Here is an 18,695-nt window from a genome sequence, read left to right on the forward strand (position 1 = left end):
TTTGAATTTAGGAAATCCGATAGCAAAAGGAAATACAGCAGAAATTTATCTGTATGATAATAAAATTGTGAAATTGTTTAACGAATATCTTCCAGATACAGAGTCTATGATTGAAGCGAAAAAACAAAAATATGCTTATTCATGTGGGATACCAGTTCCAAACGTATTTGAAGTGACAAAGATACACGATAGACAGGCAATTATTATGGAATATGTAAAAGGGGAAAGTATGGGTGATCTACTGCTTAATAATGTAAATGAAGCAGAGCATTACATAAATATTTGTGTTAATGAACAAAAAAAGATTCATGCTATATGTGTGAATACCGATGATATGGAATCAATGAGAGAAAAGTTAGAACGACAAATTAAATCTGTACATAAATCGGATGAAAAACAAAAGGAAAATATATTGAATAAGTTACATTCAATCAAATTTGAACCTAGATTATGTCATGGTGATCTTCATCCATTTAATCTGATTTTCAGTAATGATAACGTGAAAATTATAGATTGGGTAGATGCTACTTTAGGTGATATTCGTGCAGATGTATTTCGTACATATTTATTGTACGCTCAAGCTTCAGTAGAATTAGCTGAAATGTATTTACATATATATTGCAGGAATACGGGTTTATTAAGAGATGAGATTTTTCAATGGGCTCCTATTATTATTGCAGCTAGGCTAACTGAAAAGGTGTCAGCTAATAACAATGAGTTACTAAATAAATTAATGATTCAGTATTGTAATTAAATGAGTAAAATTATTGGATTTTTTTACAAATAATATAATAGTAAAAAAAGGAGTCTGTTTTATGAAAACTGATGAATCGATTTCATTGAATACCGAATTTGAGAAATCCGCTCCTGCGCTACAACTTTCGAAATTACATAAGCGATTCGGTGAATTTATTGCAGTAAATCATATTGATTTAACTATTCCAAGTGGTTCCTTTTACGGAGTTGTTGGACCTAACGGAGCAGGAAAAACTACATCTTTATCGATGGCTGTTGGTTTGTTACGACCGGATGGCGGAAACGTTAAAGTTTTTGGGATTGATGTTTGGAGTAATCCAACACAAGCTAAAACGCTGATTGGAGTATTACCAGATGGATTGGCTTTACCAGAAAGACTTACTGGCCGCGAATTATTAACATATATGGGGTTGTTAAGAGGAATAGATGCCAATGAAGTTGCTCAACGGGCGGAAGAATTACTTGCAGTATTAGAGTTAAATAATACTGAGGGGACTTTAGTTATTAATTATTCTACTGGTATGCGTAAAAAACTTGGTCTTGCACTTGCACTCCTTCATGCGCCAAAATTACTTGTTCTCGATGAACCGTTTGAGGCGGTAGATCCCATTTCTGCAACTACTATTAAAAAGATTTTACAGAAATTTGTTAGTTCAGGTGGTTCTGTAGTATTTTCTAGTCACGTCATGGCATTAGTTGAACAACTTTGTGACCACGTTGCAATTATTTCGAAAGGGGGAGTACTTTCATCTGGAAAGATGGAAGATGTTTGTGGTAAAGAAAAACTAGAGGATATTTTTATTCGATTAATAGGCAACCCCGCCGCTAAAGGAGGGGAATTGTCTTGGTTAATGTTTTAATTCAAATGAAGTTATCAATACTTAAACATTCAATGAATCGTGGCAGGGCAGTTCTATTTATTATGACAGGACTAGTTGGTTTGTTGCTAGCAATTGGAACTATTCTACTTTTTTCTTTTTATCCAACAGAACAAACTATATCAAAAAGCATTTTATATGTAACATTCGCTATTTGGACACTAGGGTGGATTATAGGTCCGATGCTTACTGGAGGAGACGGAATATTACGTCCTGAATATTTTGTGTTGCTTCCGCTCAATTCTTATAAACTAGCTAGGATGCTTCTCGGTGTAACTTTTATAGGAGTAGGCCCACTAGTTAGTTTTTTAGCTTTCATAGGATTATTAATTTATGCAGCTAGAATTAGTATATATGCAATTGTAGTTGCCGTCCCAGCAATTTTTTTACAGTTAGTTTTTGTAGTGTTGTTATCAAAAGTAATAGTTAGTATTATGGGTGAGGCGATGAAATCAAGAGTTGGTATGGAAATGGGAGCGATGTTCATTGGTTTCATCATTGCATTTCTAAATGTAGGCTGGTATGCACTTCCTGTAATCAATAGAATAATATTTAATGATACTGTGCTACTTTACATGATGCCTTCTAGTTGGACGATACTTGCTGTTGAGTATGCAAGTCAATCTAATTGGTTATTAACTAGTGTTTTCTTGAGTGCAATAACGATATTATGTGGAATTCTTTTATTTATATGGACTACATTATTGACTAGAAGTACAGTGAGAGATTCTAAAAAAATCAAAAGTGAGATTACTAATAAGCATTATAGAAAAGTTTTTAAAATCTTTTTTGAAACTAAAATAGGAGCGATCATAACTAAGGAGCTAAAAAGTTGGGGGAAGGATCCACAACGAGGGCGCTTCTTGCGGATGGGAATATGGATAGGTGTATTTTATGGGATTATAGTTACAATTGCGGATATACCATACTTAATGCCTTGGGCGGGAGTAATCATGATTGTATTTACAAGTATGTTTGCTTGTAATTTATATGGTTTCGATGGAAGCGCTTTATGGTTAACGTTGGTGACACCTGGCGTAGAAAGGATTGACGTGCGTGGCCGCCAATTAGCTTGGTTGATAGCTATTGGTCCTGTGGCAATTTTAACTACAATAATTTTTACTTTTTCTAGCGGGAGTACTTTCATTTATCCATGGATATTTGCAGTAATCCCGGCTTTACTTGGTGGGGCAGTCGGTCTTATTGTCGTATTTTCAGTAGTTAACTTAATTCCAATTACTGATCCACATCGTCGTGGAAGAGGAACGATAATATCTGGTGACGATATGAATGCGAGTAAAATGTTTATAACTACGTGGCTCATGCTATTGATGGTGCTAGTAACAACAATACCCGCTTTACTAGTTGTATGGTTAGGGACATCACTACATATACAATTCTTACAATGGTTAGGTATACCGACTGGGGTTTGCACGGGACTGTTTTTAGCATGGCTGTTAGGGCGCATCGCTTACAAAAAACTTGAAAGAAATGGTCCTGAGTTGCTTTTTGAAATGAAAAGTGGAATGAAAATAAATAATGATAATAACAAAAATAAAGTTTGTAATAAAGAAATGGGATTACCCAAGAAAAAACTTGCCGTTGTTGTTCTTCTTGTATTTATAGGAATCTTTTTTTTAGTTCACCAAAGTATAGTACCAATAGTCTTTGAAATATTTGATGTGGATGAAAAAATCCGTCTTTTCTTTCTTCCGCGCTACCTTCCTCATATTTCTCGTATTCCTGTAAGTATCATTTTCGCTGTACTAGGTATTACTTTTTTGTATAAAGCAATATTGATTAAGAAACAGCACGTAAAAGAATCACAACTAATAAAAGATGAAATGTAAAACATTCTTAATCAATCGAGTTTTTAGCGGATGTTGTTCAACTATAGTTAAGCTCAATATAAAAATAGAAGGAGAGTTTAAAATGAATATTTCTAGAAAAATAGAGGTTGAACAGTTACGAAATGAGAAGAGTGAGTTGTTTGCTAAAGATGTACTTAACATATTAAATGGTCAATATATGTATGAAGAATTTAAAAATGAAAAATTAATGGGAGAGTCTGATTATGCCCCATTTAATGAAGCGATGTGTGTAAACCAAGTTACTACACAAGTTTTTAATGAAGAGTTTATTAAAACAAGAGCGAAAGGACATAACAGTTCAGTAGAAAGTTATATAAAAAAGGTTATAGATCCGTTAGAAAACCTTTTTACGAAAAAGTATAAATGTATTGTTCTATGGTTTGGTGAAGATATGTTTTGTCAAATGAACTTACTTACCATACTTTCTCACCTTGAACAGTCTGCTTATGAAGGGAAGGTATACTTAAATAGTTTTAGAGAGGATGAATTTAAAGTAAATCAAATTGAACTTGAATTGGGACATAATTCTTCGATATACAATGAAGTATTAGTAAACCATAAGAAGACTTTCTATAAAGTACCACCTGTAATGTATCAGTCTATAGACTTATTTTTAGAAATGTTAACAGAAGATAATGCAGTAATGAAATTCATCTCTAAAAATAAAGATTTATCAACACGTGAGTTATTAATAAAGTTGTTTCATCTTTTTCCTGCAATCGGATATGGAGATTCTCAGTACATAGAGCTGATTAATAAAATAAAGAAGAAAGCTACACCAAAAATATAGGTGCAGCTTTCTTCTTATATTTGTTCAATTAATTCTAATTCTTTTTCTACAAATAGCATTAGTTCTTTGATGGTTTCACCAGAAAAATCAAAACGAATCCCGGCTACTTCATACACTTCTTTTATAGATTTTGAGCTTCCTAGTGATAATGCCTTTTTATAATTATCTAGTGCTTGTTTAGGATCTTCTTTATATTGTTTATACATTTGTAATGCACCTAGTTGTGCGATTGCATATTCGATGTAATAGAATGGAACTTCAAAAATATGAAGTACTGGTAACCAGCTCGTCGCTATCCAGTTTTCGTAACCATCAATATGTATGACGCTAGATCCATATGTTTTTTGAAGTTGTAAGTATTGCTCATTTCTTTCTTCAGAAGTATGATTTGGATTTTCATAAAGCCAGTGTTGAAACTGATCTACGATAAGCATAACAGGTAAATATGAAATAACATCTTTAAAGAAGTTAATTTTTGCTTGTTTTAAATCTTTTTTGTCTGTATAGAAGGTATCCCAATAATTAAGTGAGAATAATTCCATTGTCATACTAGCTAGTTCAGCTGTTTCAGCGGGAATTTCTATATACTGTCGTAATTCTAATGGTTTTATGAGTTCGTTATGAATGCTATGCCCCATTTCATGTATGAAAGTGATAATATCATTTTGTGTATAGTTTAAGTTCATAAAAATAAAAGATAATTGTGAAGCTGGTAAGTACTCACAAAAACCACCAGCTGCTTTTCCTTTGCGGCTTATTAAATCAAGACAATCGTGTTTATGCATTCGGTTTAAAAGTGCTGAAAATTCAACATCTAGTTTATTGAAGATATGAGTGCTTTTTTCAATTAAATCATTTTCATTTGCAATTGGTTTAAGTACTTTTTGATCTGGAGTTACAGCTGATACATCCCATAGATGAAGCGTATCCACTTGCAGTTTCTCTTTTTTCTCTAGCAATATTTTATCTTTAAGAGGCACAACATACTTACGTATGGATTCAGCTAGTTCATAGCAATCTATCGCTGAATAATCAAAACGCTCGTATTTTTTGAACATATAATCGCGATAATTCTCTAGTTGAATATTTTTTGCCTTTTCGTGACGGATTACGATTAATTCATTTAAGATATTTTGTAATTTATCTTCGACAGATAGGAATTTTTCAGAAATGAGCGTTCTTGCTTTTCTTCGTATATCACGATTCGGATCTTGTAAGTAAGACTGTAGTTCAGTAATTGTTTTTTCTTCACCATCCCATACCACAGTTAAACCACCTGTAATTTCAAAGTACTCGGTTACCAGTTTGTCTTCGTTTACTTCTAAATCAATGTTCTTTTCACAGAATAATGTCTGTGCATTTTTTATTTTTTTATCAAGTAAGCTATACGTTTTTGGGTCAAGTTCCATTCGAAAAGGTGATTCTAAATATTTATTATCAAATGAATTTTGATAGCGTTTCAAAAGAGGCCTTACAAATTGTTGATCATATTCAAAAGTATCTTTTATTTCTTTATTATCTGTATTACATTGAAAGGCGATATAGTGTGATCTTAATTGTTCTTCGATTTCCAAAATTACTTTTGACTGCTCTTTTAACCAGTTTTCAAGGTCTAGTTTTGAAGAAATCACTTTATTTAATAACGTAGAAAGAGCATTTTCTAATTCTAGTACATTACTAATATCAATCGTATTTACACGTTGCATTATATATCCCTCACTTTTTATTTATTCATGGAGATATTCTATTTATTAATTGTAATTCCCTTGTTAAGAGGAGAAAATGTGAAAGAATGTTAAATTTTAAAATTATAGAAGGTATTTATATGTCAAAGTAAAAAGTTTATCGTAGAAGAAAATGTATGGAGGGGTGTTACATGAGAAAGGGAAAGAAGTTACTTGTATTTTTATTTCCACTTGCTTTATTATGTGCCTGTGAGACTGAGAGTGAAGATGCTATAAGTGAAGATTCTATAGTGATGGATATTGTTACAGCGACAGTAAAGGAGGAATCTTTTTTTAGTGCTGCTATATGGGACGAAAAAGAAAGAATAGTAGATTTAGAGATTGCTGATAGCGAAAATGCTAACGAAATAAAAAAAGAGATTAATAAAAGATTGCAAATTCAAGGTATTATGTCCTATAAAGTAAATATATCTCAAAGAAACAAGGAGATTGCAAATGCAGAGCATAGATGGGAGTTAGTTTTTGGACATATATTTGATGACGTATTCAGAAAGAATGGATATGAAGGGTTTGGGATTCAGCAAATAAATTATAAAAAGAATCAACCTGTTACCATTGATATAAAAACTAAGATTAGCAATGATGAAGTAGGGGCGAGAGAACTTGGACAGAAAATAGAAAAAGAAGTTGAAGGTGTACTTAAAACAGAAGTAGTAAAGAAATGGATTGAAAATGATTCATATGCTATTGGGATTTACAATATAGATGATCGGAAAATTAACTAATTGAGGAATTAATGCTATATGGATGAGAAATCTATGTAATTAAATATAGAATTATTGAAGGAAGTGTAAGATGTATAAGTATTTACATGTTTTAAACGACATAGAAAATATGATTCAAAATGGGGAAATAAAAGAAGGGAAGAAATTACCGTCTATACGATTACTCGTTACGCAATATGAATGTAATAAGGCGACAGTTATACGAGCGCTACAAGAATTAGAAAAGCGTCATATTATTTATTCCGTCCCTCAAAGTGGATACTACGTTGTTAAGAAATCAGGGAGTACGATAGAAAATAACGAGATAATTGACTTTGCCTCTTCAGCACCAGATCCAGATATCTTCCCGTATTTAGATTTTCAACATTGTATTAATAAGGCTATTGATACTTATAAAAACGATTTGTTTGTATATGGAACGCCAAAAGGGTTACCATCTTTAATACCGGTTATTCAAAAGCAACTGGCAAACTATCAAGTCTTTACAAAGGAAGAAAATATTTTTATAACATCTGGTGTTCAGCAGGCGCTTGCTATATTAACTTCCATACCATTTCCGAATGAAAATGAAACGATATTAATTGAACAGCCAACATATCATCTATATATTGATTATCTAGAAATAAATAAAGTTCCTGTAATCGGTATTAAACGTACGAATGAAGGTATCGACTTGAATGAATTGGAGCGTATATTTCGAACGGGAAAAATAAAATTTTTTTATACGATACCAAGATATCATCATCCGCTTGGAGCTTCTTATTCTAAAGGTGAGAAAGAAAAAATCGTATTACTGGCTAAGAAATATAATGTATTTATAGTGGAAGATGATTATTTAGCAGATTTAGAAACTGATTCAAAAACAGATCCTTTATATAGCTTGGAGAATTGTAATCATGTTATATATTTGAAAAGTTATTCAAAGATTATTTTCCCAGGATTACGAGTTGGAGTCGCAGTTATTCCACCATCCATTGCAGATCCTTTTTATACATATAAAAAGATTTTAGATATTGATAGTCCAATGATATCTCAAGCTGCTTTAGAAATTTATATAAAGAGCGGTATGTTTGAACGTCATAAAAATAAAATTAAATCTTCCTATTATAATAGATCAATAAAATTAGCGAAAACATTAGAAAAAGTGCAAAATGAAAATCCATCATTATTTACATATAATAGACAAAACACATCGGGAATACACACTTGTTTAGAAATACAGAAAAACATCGTTACAGAAACATTTATAAAAAAATTAAGAGAACATCAAGTAAGTATCGATTCAGTTGATAGAAATTATTTAAAGGATTTTCATAAAGAAAAGTTGCTAAAATTAAACGTATCGAATGTAAAAGAAGATAAAATTGAAGAAGGTATTTGTAAATTAATTGAGGAAATCAAGCAATCAAGACAGATGAATTTTCAATTTAAAAAAGAATAATGTAAACAAGGAGGTTGGTTGTGAGGCGCAAAATCATTCTCTTGTTTGTATGTATCACTATAATAATTGGAGTAATGGTTGTGACTAAATATTATAAAAAAGAGGATCAATGCATAGCAGTTGCAAAGTATTCAAGGGGTATTGTCGTAGATTACAATAACGAACCTATATCAAATGTGAAAATTTATGAAGATTCAATTGAAAGTAAGGAAAGTAGTATTTCGAATGTACAAGGCGAATTTGAGATAATACACGGTGTTTGCGGTGAAATTACGTTACAATTAGTTACTCCGAATGGGACAATCTATACGAGGAAATATGATAAGAATCATGTACCAGAAGTTATAAAGCTGAATTATAAAAATAAAGCTGAATAAAATGAAACCATTACGGAGAAAAGTAGCAGTTGTGGCCGAAGCAACTGTGTATGTAACTGGATAACTATATAAAATTTTAAGAGCGCTCTTAGAAAAGAGTGCTCTTTTTCGTTAATGTAAATATTTACTTAGCATCTTTTTAAAATGATTTTTATCATAATTTATATATTGCGTAGCTGTATTTCGTATTGGATCCCCAGCATAAAATCTTTCGTACAATTCGTGTCTCGATCCTAAGGGACTTCCAATGATATCCCAAGCTAACTTAAATAATTTTGTACGTTGTTCGGCATCTATATTCGTTCCTTTAAAGTACTTTTTCAATAAATCAGCTATCGGACTTTGGAAGTCATTCGAGCTGGAAGGAAGTTGAATGAAGCCACCTGCTCCAATTAATTGTAAAATTTCTATTGCACGGGGATAATATTTGGAGCCGAGATTTCTTGCAGTTTCAATATATTTAAAGTTCGGCAAATAAGTTTTTGTTTTATTTGTAGTACCTTCAACTTCTGCAGCAATTAAAAGTGAGCGAATTGTTTCGATTTGCATAATTAATTCTCCAAGTTTTTCTTGAACATGCAAATAAGTAGTAGCACCGATTGCTTCAGCAATTTCACAAGCAATTGCAGTAATAAATTCCAGCTTTACTACTAATCGTACAATTGCTTGATGATAAGCTAAACTGCTAGAAGCTACATCTGATTTTAATGCCCATAATGCTTCAGGGTTGTTATACAGTAAGACACGTTCCCATGGTACAAATACATTATCAAAGATTAATAGTGCATCCATTTCGTCATACTGTGAGCTAATAGGGGAATCAACTGTACTTGAATGTGTATTCGCAAATGGTTCTCTACAAACCATATGTAATCCAGGGGAATTGGCTGCCACAATGAGGAAATGAGCTAAATCTTTTTGAGTGTCAGTCAGCTTTGCTAATGGATAAATTAATAAATCATTTGAATAGGGTGAAGCGGTTCCTATCATTTTTGCACCATTTAAATAAATTCCATCAGAAGTTTCCTTCGTAACTCTTAGTAACCCTAAATCTTTTGCATTCAATATTGATTCTGTAGAGCGATTTATTTGTGGATCACGTTGAACTACACTTAAAAACAAGTGCTTATCTCTCGCTTCTTCATAATAAGATGTAATTTTATCTGGAAACTGCGCATCAAATTTTTTATAAAAATATCTTGATACGTACCAGCCAGTAAGTCTCGACCTTGCGTAATCAGATAATCTACTCATTACGCCGTCTGTAGCATAACTCCACGTTTCAAAAGCACTTCTCCTCATTAATAATTCGTTATAGGAATTCGGAACTAAAAATGCTGTATGGACAAACTCTTTCGTTTTTGGACTTACGTATCCAACAGAATCTCTCTGTATTGGATCATCAAACAATGAAAATAAATTGGAAATGGTACTTAGTGGTCCTGCAAAATGTTTGTCTGTAGTTACATCTACTTTTTTTCCATAGAGCCAAACGTTACGACCGTCTTGTAAGCTCTTTATATAAGAATCCTTCAAATTATGCATATTTCCTCCTCCTAAAGACTATTCATATATTTGGACATCTTTTAATGGTGGGGAATATACGTGGAAAGTTATTGCTGTTGAATCTGTAGCATTATACATTTTATGCACAGTATCTTTTTTTACGGTAAAAATATTTCCCTCTGTAAACTCTTCAATCTGCTCGCTATTGTTTTTATATGTTACATTTTGTAATGTGCCATCGACTATTAGGATACAGCCTAAAGAAATTCCATGATCATGTATAAAAGTTTTTGCTTTGCTTGGAAAATTTAATACTAAAACTTCCACAAATTCAGACTGATAGATAACGTTTCTTCCGTATTCGAGGTTAACTGGTGAAGTAATCAAAGAAGATATTTTATGAAGTGTAATATTTAATGATTGAATAGCGTGTATTAAATTGACTGTATCGTAGTCGCATAAGTTATTAAACGTTTTTTGTATGTTATGAATCAATTGCATGTAAAACTTCCTCCTAAGCATGTACAGTAGAAGAAAAACTAATCTAATATTATATAGAGCGTATTGAATTACATAATATTGTATTGAAACATTTCCAAAAAGTGACTTCTTTTACTTAGGAAGTTTATTTAATTTGAAAATTGCGGTAATTCATTCCGTTAAAATGATATGCTTGAGCTATATATTTTTTATCCCGCTATTTGCCGGGAAGTAAAACCCCGATTTGTGAGGGCTGATTAAAGTTTCACTTTATTGGAAAGGTGATGAAATAAATGGCAGTTCTTTTAGTCGAAAATCTATATCAAATGTCTATTGTTTTACTGATCTTATGTTCATTTTGTTTTTATAGATATTTAAAGGAAATAAAAAAGGAAAGAAAGCTTACAGGTTTTGAAATTACGATGTATATCGTGACGCAACTTGCATATTTCATTTGGGCGGCAACAACTTTTCTTAAAATGTTATCAGAATAGTAATCTTAATGTATGGTTAATTGTTTATTAGATGCTGGGCAGAAATGTACAGTAAACAAAGGTGATTTTATCGGTTGGGTAAATAAATATAGTCGGTATCTAGATCGATAACAATATCACTTATAACGTCTTGATAAAAAAAGTGGGGGATACGTTCATAATTATGTCGAACACAAAATAAATCGATGACACCATCATTAGAAATTTCTTCATGTTTCACATTCAAATACAGCCTTTTTAATTTCGTAATTGAGACGTTTTGTCCAGTTACATACTCATTTATACCATATCCATCAAATTTAATTATCATATCATCACTGTTGGTTGTTAGGCAATTTTATAGCTCAAATTTCGGATGAAACATATATATTAATTATTATAAATAGTTTAAGAGCTACTTTGAATACAAATTTTAAATCATTGGGGTTTTCATCTCCCAGTGATTATCGGTTTGATCCCCACAAATAGCGGGATAAAAGGGGAGGATATGAATGGAACAATATAAGTTAGTTTTAAAAGGAACTAAACAACTGAAGTGGGAAACGAATGAAATAATGTCCATTCAGGATGATGAAATTATCGTTAAAACAATTGCAGGTGCAATAAGTATTGGAGCAGAGTTACCACAGTATAAAGAATCAGATGGTTCAGATACAAATCCTATTTATCCAAGAAAAACTGGATATGAAAGTTATGGTGAAGTTATTCAAGTTGGTAATAAAGTAACAAATTTAAACATAGGGGATAAAGTAGTCTCTTTTTATGGACATGAAACGGTAGGAATAGTTAAGGGAGATAAAGTCATTCGAGTTCCTAGTTATATAAAATCTAAAGTTGCTTTATTATCTATTCTTTCGTGCGATGCTGCTAAAGGGGTATTGAAATTAGACCCACGACAGGATGAAAAAGTACTTATTACTGGAATGGGAGTTATCGGTTTACTCGCTTGCTATTTTTTAAAATACTATGTAGGTGTTGAGCATGTCGATATTGTGGAGCCTAATAAAAATAGAAGAGAATTTGCAAAGAAGTTTGGTGCGAAAAACCTCTTTGATTCAGAAAAGCAAATAATAGAAACATATAATTACGGTTTGGAATGTTCTGCTACAAATAGAGGGTTTCACACATTGCAAAAGGCTATTAATAGTAATGGGGCAATATGTATTCTTTCTGATGGTAATATAGAAGACTTAACATTAACCGCCGACTTTTATCGAAAAGAATTGCAGATCATTGGTTCAAGTGACGGATATGATTATCAAAAACATGCAGATTGGTTTTTTAGTCAGATAGAAAGAACACCATGGATAGAAGAGATTTTTCAACATGAGATTCATTATACTGCACTTGAAAAATGTTTTGAGGAATTAAGTGAAGGGATAATTACTCCTTTAAAAGTATTTGTCTCATATGAATAAAATGATCAGGTACATGTCACATAGCTCACGTATGTTTCGTCATTAATATGATAACAAAACGAGGGGTAATAACTATAGGGATTTTTTATAGGTGCAACGGTTGTTGTAAACAGAGAAGGTTTTTACTCTTTCATTATGAACAAATAGTATATTATCTTTCTCAATGTACATATTAAGTAAAGTGTTTAATATCATGTACATAAAAGGCGGGGTAATATGGATGGAAATAAGAAAAGTGAAGCATTGAGTAAATTTAAGAAACAATGGTTTAATGAAGATAATCAACCAGTAGCTGGTATAGAGTTAGCTTTACCACCTGATATAGGCAGCATGTTAGACTTGAAATCAGTTGATGATAAAAGTGGAGAAAGTAATAATGAATTAGTTTAATCTATACGCATCCATTCGGGTGCTTTTTATTTTGGGGGCAATGGAAGATTGATCAAAATAGATTCTTTTTCAGTATATGTAAGTATGATTTTCACAAAAAAGTTTAATTAAAATTCATTTAGAATGCTATATGAAATGGGAATGCTAATAACATTCACTATTAAAGGATTGGGCCATAATGAATATTATTTTGGAGAGTATTATTTTAATTTTCACTGGAATGATTGCATTAAAAATGACTGGTAGTACATCTGTTAGCCAAATGACAAGAGCTGAAATCATTATAGTAGTATCAATTGGACGTATTATTGTAGAGCCTGTATTAAGTAGGAAAGTAGTCCCATCTATATTTGCGGCTGTAATATTTGCAAGCATACTTCTTATCATTCATTACTTTGAATTGAAATCAAGGAAGGTGGAACAATTCCTTAATGGCAGTAGCATTATAATCGTTGAAAATGGAGAGATTGTAAAGGAGAATTTAATGAAGACGAAAATGTCGGAGCAACAACTATATATGCAATTAAGAGAAAAAGGAATTCATGATTTGAAGAGTTTACAGCAAGTTACGGCCGAACCGAATGGCCGTATTGGTTATCGATTAATAGAGGAAGCTCAACCGATAACTTTAGAAATGATGGAAAAGGTATTAGATCAGTACAATATAAAAAGATAATTTCTTATGTAAAAATGCCAATATACAATAGAAGTATTGGCATTTTTTATTTTTTCTAAATGTAAAAGTTAATATTTAGAATACATATTCAACCAATCTTTAAAATAGATATAGGCTTATTAATATGCTATATTCAATGGACCTATAGTGACTGTGGTGAAAAAAGCAGCGTTAAAATTAATAGGTCTTTCATGTGATGCTAAACATGAGATAAGAATAAGGAGATAGAAATAAAATGGAATTTTGGGAATCAAGTTTTATTGAGAAGCAAACGATGTGGGGATTTGAACCTACTGAATCTGCAATTTTGACAAAAGATTTTTTTCTGGAAAAGAACGTTAAGGACATATTAGTTCCGGGTATTGGATATGGAAGAAATGCAAAGGTGTTTATCGAAAATGGTATAGATGTAACAGGTATTGAAATTTCAAAAACCGCCATTGATTTAGCAAAACAAAATGGACTAGAAGATGTTAGTATATATCACGGCTCGGTAAACGAGATGCCTTTTGATGATAAACTTTATGATGGGATATTTAGTCATGCACTTATTCATTTGTTGAATAAGCAGGAGCGAGAGAAATTTATTAAAGATTGTTATAATTATTTAAAACCAGGCGGGCATTTGGTTATTACAACAGTTTCTAAAAAAGCTCCAATGCATGGAAAAGGAAAACAGTTGGATAAAGACTATTATGAGATAATGGAAGGCGTAAAAATGTTCTTCTATGATTCTGAATCTGTAAAACAAGATTTTAATAAATATGGACTAGTACAAGTTTCGGAAATTGACGAACCAAATAAGAACATGATAAATAAACCTTCAATCAATTTCTTAATGATAACATGTAAGAAAGAACGATAACTAAAAGTTATTAAGAGTTATTAAAAATGTTTATATATTGATAATACACAAATAAAAAGGACAAGCATATAATATAAATACCTTTTAACTTTAAGTAACCTTAACTTTCGTTAATAGGGTATCTCAAAATCCCCGAAAAGAGCACTTGCGGAAATAAGTGCTCTTTTATTTTTTTGCTTATGTAAGCTGAATAAATTTTGTTTGACTGATATGGAATTTTAAACCAATATTTTATAGGAAGTGGTAAAATAAATAGGGGAAATGTGTAAGGAGGCGGGGGATTTGAAACTAAAAGAGCTAGCGAATGTGTTATTGATTAAGAAAACTATTGGGGATATGAATGTAGAAATTACAGGATTAGAAATGGATTCCAGAAAGATAACTAGTGGAAATTTATTTATATGTGTATCAGGTATTGATGGTTTTCTTGAAGATCGGCATCAGTTTGTTAAAGATGCAGTGAAAAATGGCGCTGTAGCATTAATTGTAGAAAGAGATGTAAATATTGAAATACCTAAAATAATTGTTAAAGATGCAAGGTACGCTATGTCAGTTATTGCGTCACATTTCTATGGTTACCCATCTAATAAAATGAAGCTAATTGGAATTACAGGAACAAATGGTAAAACAACTACATCCTATTTACTTGAAAAGATTTTAACTGACTATGGATTTCGAACAGGGCTTATGGGGAATAACGGAGTCAAAGTTGGTTCGAAATGGTATCCTACTGATATTAATACGCAAGAACCTCCAACGCTTCAACGGAATTTGCAAATGATGAAAAATCAAAATGCAGATTACTGTGTTATGGAAGTTACGTCACAAGGTTTACATATGGAAAGAGTGAAAGGATGTAACTTTAAAACCGCTGTTTTCACAAATTTAACGCAAGATCATTTAGATTATCATGGAACATTTGAGGAATATAAGCATGTAAAAGGCCTTCTGTTTTCAAGATTAGGAAATGACTTGTCTACTACAGATAAAAAATTTGCTATTTTGAATGCGGACGATCCATCGGTAGAATACTTTATAAAAATTACTTCAGCTGAGGTTATCACATATGGGATACATAATGGAGCAGATGTTCAAGCGAAGGGAATAACTTTAAGTTCAAAAGGAATTCAATTTTTAGTTTCTTCCTTTAATGGAGAAATAGAAGTCAATCTTAATCTCGTAGGACGCTTTAATATTTATAACGCCTTAGCAGCAATAACAGTTGCATTGGTTGAAGGGATTCCGCTTACAAACATTAGTGATAGCTTATCTAACTTAAAGAGCATTGAAGGTAGAATGGAAATAATAGATGAAAATCAAGATTTTCTTGTAATAGTGGACTATGCCCATACACCTGATGCGTTAGAAAATGTTCTTTCTACAATTAGCGAGTTTTCAAAGGGTAAAATTATTACTGTTTTTGGTTGCGGAGGAGATAGGGATGTGAAAAAACGACCTATAATGGGTGGAGTTGCTGAGAGTTATAGCGATTTTATTTATATTACTTCTGATAATCTGCGTTCGGAAGACCCACAAATAATAATTAAGGATATTGAAAAAGGAGTTTCAAAGAATAGTAATTTGAAATATAGAGTAGAAGTTGATCGTGAGCTTGCTATAAATCATGCAATAAAAATGGCATCTTCTAATGATATTGTGTTAATCGCGGGTAAGGGACATGAAACGTATCAAATTTTAAAAGATAAAACGATTCATTTTGATGATAAAGAAACAGCTCGACAAGCAATTATAAATAATAGATAAATTATTTTTTAGAAAAAATGAGTTTGGTTCTAAATGAACCGACTTATTTAAGCTCTTTTAAAAAGAATTGTATTTGATTTTTAACGATATTAGTTGTGAATGGAGTGTTATTGAATGCAAACAAGAAAAGCCTATCTATATGTATTTGAAACGATGTCTGATTGGGAATACGGGCATTTAATTGCTGAACTTAATACAGGAAGATATTTCAAAAAAGATGTAGCGTCTTTTAAGGTAGTCACAGTTGGAATGAATAAAGAAATGGTTATTTCAATGGGGGGCTTGAACATAAAGCCGGATATTACCCTAGATGAATGTATCCTTGAGAGTAAAGATCTATTAATTTTACCTGGAGGGAATACTTGGAGTGAAGATATACATAAACCTATTTTGAAAAAAGTTGGTGAAGCTTTAAAGGGTGGCACAATTGTGGCTGCAATTTGCGGTGCAACTATAGGTCTTGCAAATTACGGTTACTTAAATTCTAGAAAGCATACAAGTAATAGTTTAGATTATATGAAAATGGTTTGTCCTACTTATAATGGAGAAAATTTTTATGAAATGAGACCTGTAGCATCCAGTGAAAATCTTATTACTGCATCGGGTGTAGCTCCGCTAGAATTTGCAATGGAAGTACTGAAAAAATTAGATGTATTTGCGCCGGATACACTTCATTCATGGTATAAATTGAATGAGACTCATGAACCTAAATATTTCTTCCAGTTAATGAATTCAATTAATAGCTGAGTAGTATTTCGGATGAAAATCATGTTTTAGATGATGCGAAAACTAATAACAAAATAATTTTATGAAAATAAAAGGTAAGGGTGTTCCTATGAATATATGAGGAAATATCCTTACCCTTTATAGTGTTATTTCTGAACGACAAACGTAATGGCATTTGTTTTTAATTGAATGTGTCTTTCATTTCGAACAATATCATAAGCTAATTCTTTTATTTCAACTTTTAGTTCTTTCCATTCTTTATAAATGCTTTTTAAAGTACTTATCATTTCTTCTGTTGAAAGATTAATTTCAATTAAAGCATCTAATTCTTCATTCGTTTTTAAATCAATTTCTTGTATGTTAGAGTTAATAATTAAACAATTAATACCGTCGTTTTTTGTACCTCTTTTTATAGAGTGGAGTACATTTTTAAAATCTTCTTCTGATTTGACATGTTCTAAACTTGATACTGCAACGATATAGTCATAAGTATTAGATCTAATATGATAGTTTTCAATTGCTGCTTGTTCTGTTTTTATAACCTCGAATACGTCATGTTCTTTGCTATAAATTTGTAACTTTGTTAAAGCGGAATCAAGTAAATCAACACATGTAACAGTTCCGCTAGCATTTTTAATCTTTTGTGCAATTGGAATGCTATTTCTACCGATGCCAGAGCCGAGATCAAGTACTTGTAATTTGTTTTGCTCTTCAAAGTAGTCCATTAAATCCATAACTGTTTTAACCGGCTTGTGAAGCCAAGATCCAGTTTCAAATAGTTTATATTGTTCATAGCAAAGATCGTGATATTTCTTTTCTTCCTGTCTTATGTGGTCGATGCGGTTCATTTTGTTTCAGCTCCAATATTTTTATTACAAAATGAATAGGTAGGACAACCTTTAACATTTGTTTGAATTCGAAAAATACCACCGGCATGTGGATACTCTTTTAATTCGTCATCAGTCATTCTTATTCGAGCTGTTGTGGCATATAAATCTGTTAAATTAGGTCCTCCAAATGTACATGATGTTACATATAAAGCTGGAATTGGAATACTTAATAGTGGTTCTCCAGTAGAGGGATTCCATCTAGTTATTTTTGAACCTCCCCAATGTGCGATCCATAAACAACCTTCTTCATCAATTGTCATACCATCAGGTAGACCATCATTTTCAGAGAAAATAATTACATCGCTTGGATTGCGAATTTCTCCAGTATGTATATTATATTGGTAGCGAACCACTTTTTTAGTGGGTGTATCTATAAAGTAAAAGTATGTATGATCAGGTGACCAAGCAATTCCATTTGATGTATTTACATGTGAAACTTTTTTCTCTACGCTGAAATTATTATTTAAACAATACAAGGAACCTGCAGCATTAATACCGTATGTATCTGTAGTACCTGCCCAGAAGCGACCAGCTGGATCACATTTTCCATCATTAAAACGATTTTCTATTAAATATGATTCGGGATCAAAAATATGTGTCAGTTTTTCTGTATTTACATTAATAGAATAAAAGCCGTTCTCCATTGCTAAGAGTAATACATCCTCTAAATATGGAACAACACAGCCGATTTGTTGATTGAGAGCGATTACTCGGTTCGTATTAGTAGTAGGGTTATATATGCATAATTTTTTCTCCATAATATCAACCCAGTATAAAAGTTGCTTTTTCTCATTCCAACATGGGCCTTCAGCTAAACTTGCTTTAGCATCTAAAACTAAGTCTATATTACTAAACAAGATGTTCACCTCGCTTTATAAGATTTTTATATAATTCGATAAGAAT

The 18,695-nt window shown here is 31.8% G+C and carries 19 protein-coding genes and 1 pseudogene; 14 read left to right on the forward strand and 6 right to left on the reverse strand.

All coding sequences use genetic code 11. From position 1 onward, the window contains the following. The first annotated feature begins 1 nt into the window (after position 1). The 4 genes and pseudogenes from COK05_RS24945 to COK05_RS24960 all read left to right on the forward strand — a co-directional run. Positions 2-754 carry a phosphotransferase family protein gene (locus COK05_RS24945; RefSeq protein WP_098614682.1) on the forward strand — a complete coding sequence of 251 codons (753 nt, stop codon included), beginning with the start codon at positions 2-4 and terminating at the stop codon, positions 752-754. A gap of 61 nt (positions 755-815) precedes the next feature. Further along, on the forward strand, positions 816-1,616 hold the full coding sequence (locus COK05_RS24950; RefSeq protein WP_098614683.1) for an ABC transporter ATP-binding protein: 801 nt from the start codon (positions 816-818) through the stop codon (positions 1,614-1,616). Next, a complete protein-coding gene (locus tag COK05_RS24955; protein ID WP_098614684.1) occupies positions 1,601-3,484 on the forward strand; it encodes a hypothetical protein in 1,884 nt (627 codons plus the stop codon). The genes COK05_RS24950 and COK05_RS24955 overlap by 16 nt, the downstream gene beginning before the upstream one ends. Before the next feature lie 40 nt (positions 3,485-3,524). Further along, positions 3,525-4,295, forward strand: a pseudogene (locus tag COK05_RS24960) (AraC family transcriptional regulator); the annotation flags it as partial. A gap of 14 nt (positions 4,296-4,309) precedes the next feature. Here the strand turns inward: COK05_RS24960 and COK05_RS24965 are convergent. Continuing rightward, entirely contained in the window at positions 4,310-6,001 is a 1,692-nt protein-coding gene (locus tag COK05_RS24965; protein ID WP_098614686.1) for a M3 family oligoendopeptidase, read from the reverse strand. Between the two features lie 170 nt (positions 6,002-6,171). Here COK05_RS24965 and COK05_RS24970 point away from each other — a divergent pair, with 170 nt between their 5' ends. The 3 genes from COK05_RS24970 to COK05_RS24980 all read left to right on the forward strand — a co-directional run bounded on the left by COK05_RS24970 (position 6,172) and on the right by COK05_RS24980 (position 8,583). Beyond that, entirely contained in the window at positions 6,172-6,765 is a 594-nt protein-coding gene (locus COK05_RS24970; protein ID WP_098614687.1) for a DUF4030 domain-containing protein, read from the forward strand. Positions 6,766-6,835: 70 nt separating this feature from the next. Next, positions 6,836-8,206, forward strand: coding sequence for an aminotransferase-like domain-containing protein (locus tag COK05_RS24975; protein ID WP_098614688.1), 1,371 nt, complete (start codon positions 6,836-6,838; stop codon positions 8,204-8,206). Positions 8,207-8,226: 20 nt separating this feature from the next. Further along, positions 8,227-8,583 carry a serine/threonine protein kinase gene (locus tag COK05_RS24980; protein WP_098614689.1) on the forward strand — a complete coding sequence of 119 codons (357 nt, stop codon included), beginning with the start codon at positions 8,227-8,229 and terminating at the stop codon, positions 8,581-8,583. Positions 8,584-8,694: 111 nt separating this feature from the next. Here the strand turns inward: COK05_RS24980 and COK05_RS24985 are convergent, their stop codons facing one another. Both COK05_RS24985 and COK05_RS24990 read right to left on the reverse strand, forming a co-directional pair. Further along, a complete protein-coding gene (locus COK05_RS24985) occupies positions 8,695-10,128 on the reverse strand; it encodes a 4-hydroxyphenylacetate 3-hydroxylase family protein (protein WP_098614690.1) in 1,434 nt (477 codons plus the stop codon). A gap of 18 nt (positions 10,129-10,146) precedes the next feature. Further along, positions 10,147-10,590, reverse strand: coding sequence for a cysteine dioxygenase (locus COK05_RS24990; protein ID WP_098614691.1), 444 nt, complete (start codon positions 10,588-10,590; stop codon positions 10,147-10,149). Positions 10,591-10,862: 272 nt separating this feature from the next. Here COK05_RS24990 and COK05_RS24995 point away from each other — a divergent pair, with 272 nt between their 5' ends. Continuing rightward, positions 10,863-11,063: a hypothetical protein gene (locus tag COK05_RS24995; protein ID WP_098614692.1), complete on the forward strand. Its 201-nt coding sequence runs from the start codon at positions 10,863-10,865 to the stop codon at positions 11,061-11,063. 67 nt (positions 11,064-11,130) lie between these two features. On the opposite strand, the gene COK05_RS31885 is transcribed toward COK05_RS24995, so the two are convergent. Then, positions 11,131-11,373, reverse strand: coding sequence for a hypothetical protein (locus tag COK05_RS31885; RefSeq protein WP_098614693.1), 243 nt, complete (start codon positions 11,371-11,373; stop codon positions 11,131-11,133). A 181-nt stretch (positions 11,374-11,554) separates the two neighbouring features. Here COK05_RS31885 and COK05_RS25005 point away from each other — a divergent pair, with 181 nt between their 5' ends. The 6 genes from COK05_RS25005 to COK05_RS25030 all read left to right on the forward strand — a co-directional run bounded on the left by COK05_RS25005 (position 11,555) and on the right by COK05_RS25030 (position 16,923). After that, positions 11,555-12,481 carry a zinc-binding dehydrogenase gene (locus COK05_RS25005; RefSeq protein WP_098614694.1) on the forward strand — a complete coding sequence of 309 codons (927 nt, stop codon included), beginning with the start codon at positions 11,555-11,557 and terminating at the stop codon, positions 12,479-12,481. 216 nt (positions 12,482-12,697) lie between these two features. Further along, the gene (locus COK05_RS31455; RefSeq protein ID WP_097819171.1) at positions 12,698-12,871 is read left to right on the forward strand and encodes a hypothetical protein; all 174 of its coding nucleotides are present in this window, start codon (positions 12,698-12,700) and stop codon (positions 12,869-12,871) included. 178 nt (positions 12,872-13,049) lie between these two features. Next, positions 13,050-13,547, forward strand: coding sequence for a DUF421 domain-containing protein (locus COK05_RS25015; RefSeq protein WP_098614695.1), 498 nt, complete (start codon positions 13,050-13,052; stop codon positions 13,545-13,547). Between the two features lie 235 nt (positions 13,548-13,782). After that, positions 13,783-14,412, forward strand: coding sequence for a class I SAM-dependent methyltransferase (locus tag COK05_RS25020; protein WP_098614696.1), 630 nt, complete (start codon positions 13,783-13,785; stop codon positions 14,410-14,412). A gap of 282 nt (positions 14,413-14,694) precedes the next feature. After that, positions 14,695-16,176, forward strand: a complete 1,482-nt coding sequence (locus tag COK05_RS25025; protein ID WP_098614697.1) for a UDP-N-acetylmuramoyl-L-alanyl-D-glutamate--2,6-diaminopimelate ligase — start codon at positions 14,695-14,697, stop codon at positions 16,174-16,176. 114 nt (positions 16,177-16,290) lie between these two features. Further along, the gene (locus tag COK05_RS25030; protein WP_098614698.1) at positions 16,291-16,923 is read left to right on the forward strand and encodes a type 1 glutamine amidotransferase family protein; all 633 of its coding nucleotides are present in this window, start codon (positions 16,291-16,293) and stop codon (positions 16,921-16,923) included. Between the two features lie 125 nt (positions 16,924-17,048). Here COK05_RS25030 and COK05_RS25035 read toward each other — a convergent pair whose 3' ends face one another. Continuing rightward, positions 17,049-17,750, reverse strand: a complete 702-nt coding sequence (locus tag COK05_RS25035; protein WP_098614699.1) for a class I SAM-dependent methyltransferase — start codon at positions 17,748-17,750, stop codon at positions 17,049-17,051. Further along, the gene (locus tag COK05_RS25040; protein ID WP_098614700.1) at positions 17,747-18,649 is read right to left on the reverse strand and encodes an SMP-30/gluconolactonase/LRE family protein; all 903 of its coding nucleotides are present in this window, start codon (positions 18,647-18,649) and stop codon (positions 17,747-17,749) included. Before COK05_RS25040 ends, COK05_RS25035 begins: the two co-directional genes overlap by 4 nt. Between the last annotated feature and the right edge of the window lie 46 nt (positions 18,650-18,695).

Origin of the sequence: Bacillus cereus (assembly GCF_002567495.1) — a bacterium.
GTDB classification, from domain to species: Bacteria; Bacillota; Bacilli; order Bacillales; family Bacillaceae_G; genus Bacillus_A; species Bacillus_A cereus_AQ.

Excerpts from the sequence above, each read along its gene's own strand:
- COK05_RS24950 (WP_098614683.1), top strand. The coding sequence starts at position 816 with ATGAAAACTGATGAATCGATTTCATTGAATACCGAATTTGAGAAATCC.
- COK05_RS24965 (WP_098614686.1), bottom strand. The coding sequence starts at position 6,001 with ATGCAACGTGTAAATACGATTGATATTAGTAATGTACTAGAATTAGAA.
- COK05_RS24970 (WP_098614687.1), top strand. The coding sequence starts at position 6,172 with ATGAGAAAGGGAAAGAAGTTACTTGTATTTTTATTTCCACTTGCTTTA.
- COK05_RS24975 (WP_098614688.1), top strand. The coding sequence starts at position 6,836 with ATGTATAAGTATTTACATGTTTTAAACGACATAGAAAATATGATTCAA.
- COK05_RS24985 (WP_098614690.1), bottom strand. The coding sequence starts at position 10,128 with ATGCATAATTTGAAGGATTCTTATATAAAGAGCTTACAAGACGGTCGT.
- COK05_RS24990 (WP_098614691.1), bottom strand. The coding sequence starts at position 10,590 with ATGCAATTGATTCATAACATACAAAAAACGTTTAATAACTTATGCGAC.
- COK05_RS24995 (WP_098614692.1), top strand. The coding sequence starts at position 10,863 with ATGGCAGTTCTTTTAGTCGAAAATCTATATCAAATGTCTATTGTTTTA.
- COK05_RS31885 (WP_098614693.1), bottom strand. The coding sequence starts at position 11,373 with ATGATAATTAAATTTGATGGATATGGTATAAATGAGTATGTAACTGGA.
- COK05_RS25005 (WP_098614694.1), top strand. The coding sequence starts at position 11,555 with ATGGAACAATATAAGTTAGTTTTAAAAGGAACTAAACAACTGAAGTGG.
- COK05_RS31455 (WP_097819171.1), top strand. The coding sequence starts at position 12,698 with ATGGATGGAAATAAGAAAAGTGAAGCATTGAGTAAATTTAAGAAACAA.
- COK05_RS25015 (WP_098614695.1), top strand. The coding sequence starts at position 13,050 with ATGAATATTATTTTGGAGAGTATTATTTTAATTTTCACTGGAATGATT.
- COK05_RS25020 (WP_098614696.1), top strand. The coding sequence starts at position 13,783 with ATGGAATTTTGGGAATCAAGTTTTATTGAGAAGCAAACGATGTGGGGA.
- COK05_RS25030 (WP_098614698.1), top strand. The coding sequence starts at position 16,291 with ATGCAAACAAGAAAAGCCTATCTATATGTATTTGAAACGATGTCTGAT.
- COK05_RS25035 (WP_098614699.1), bottom strand. The coding sequence starts at position 17,750 with ATGAACCGCATCGACCACATAAGACAGGAAGAAAAGAAATATCACGAT.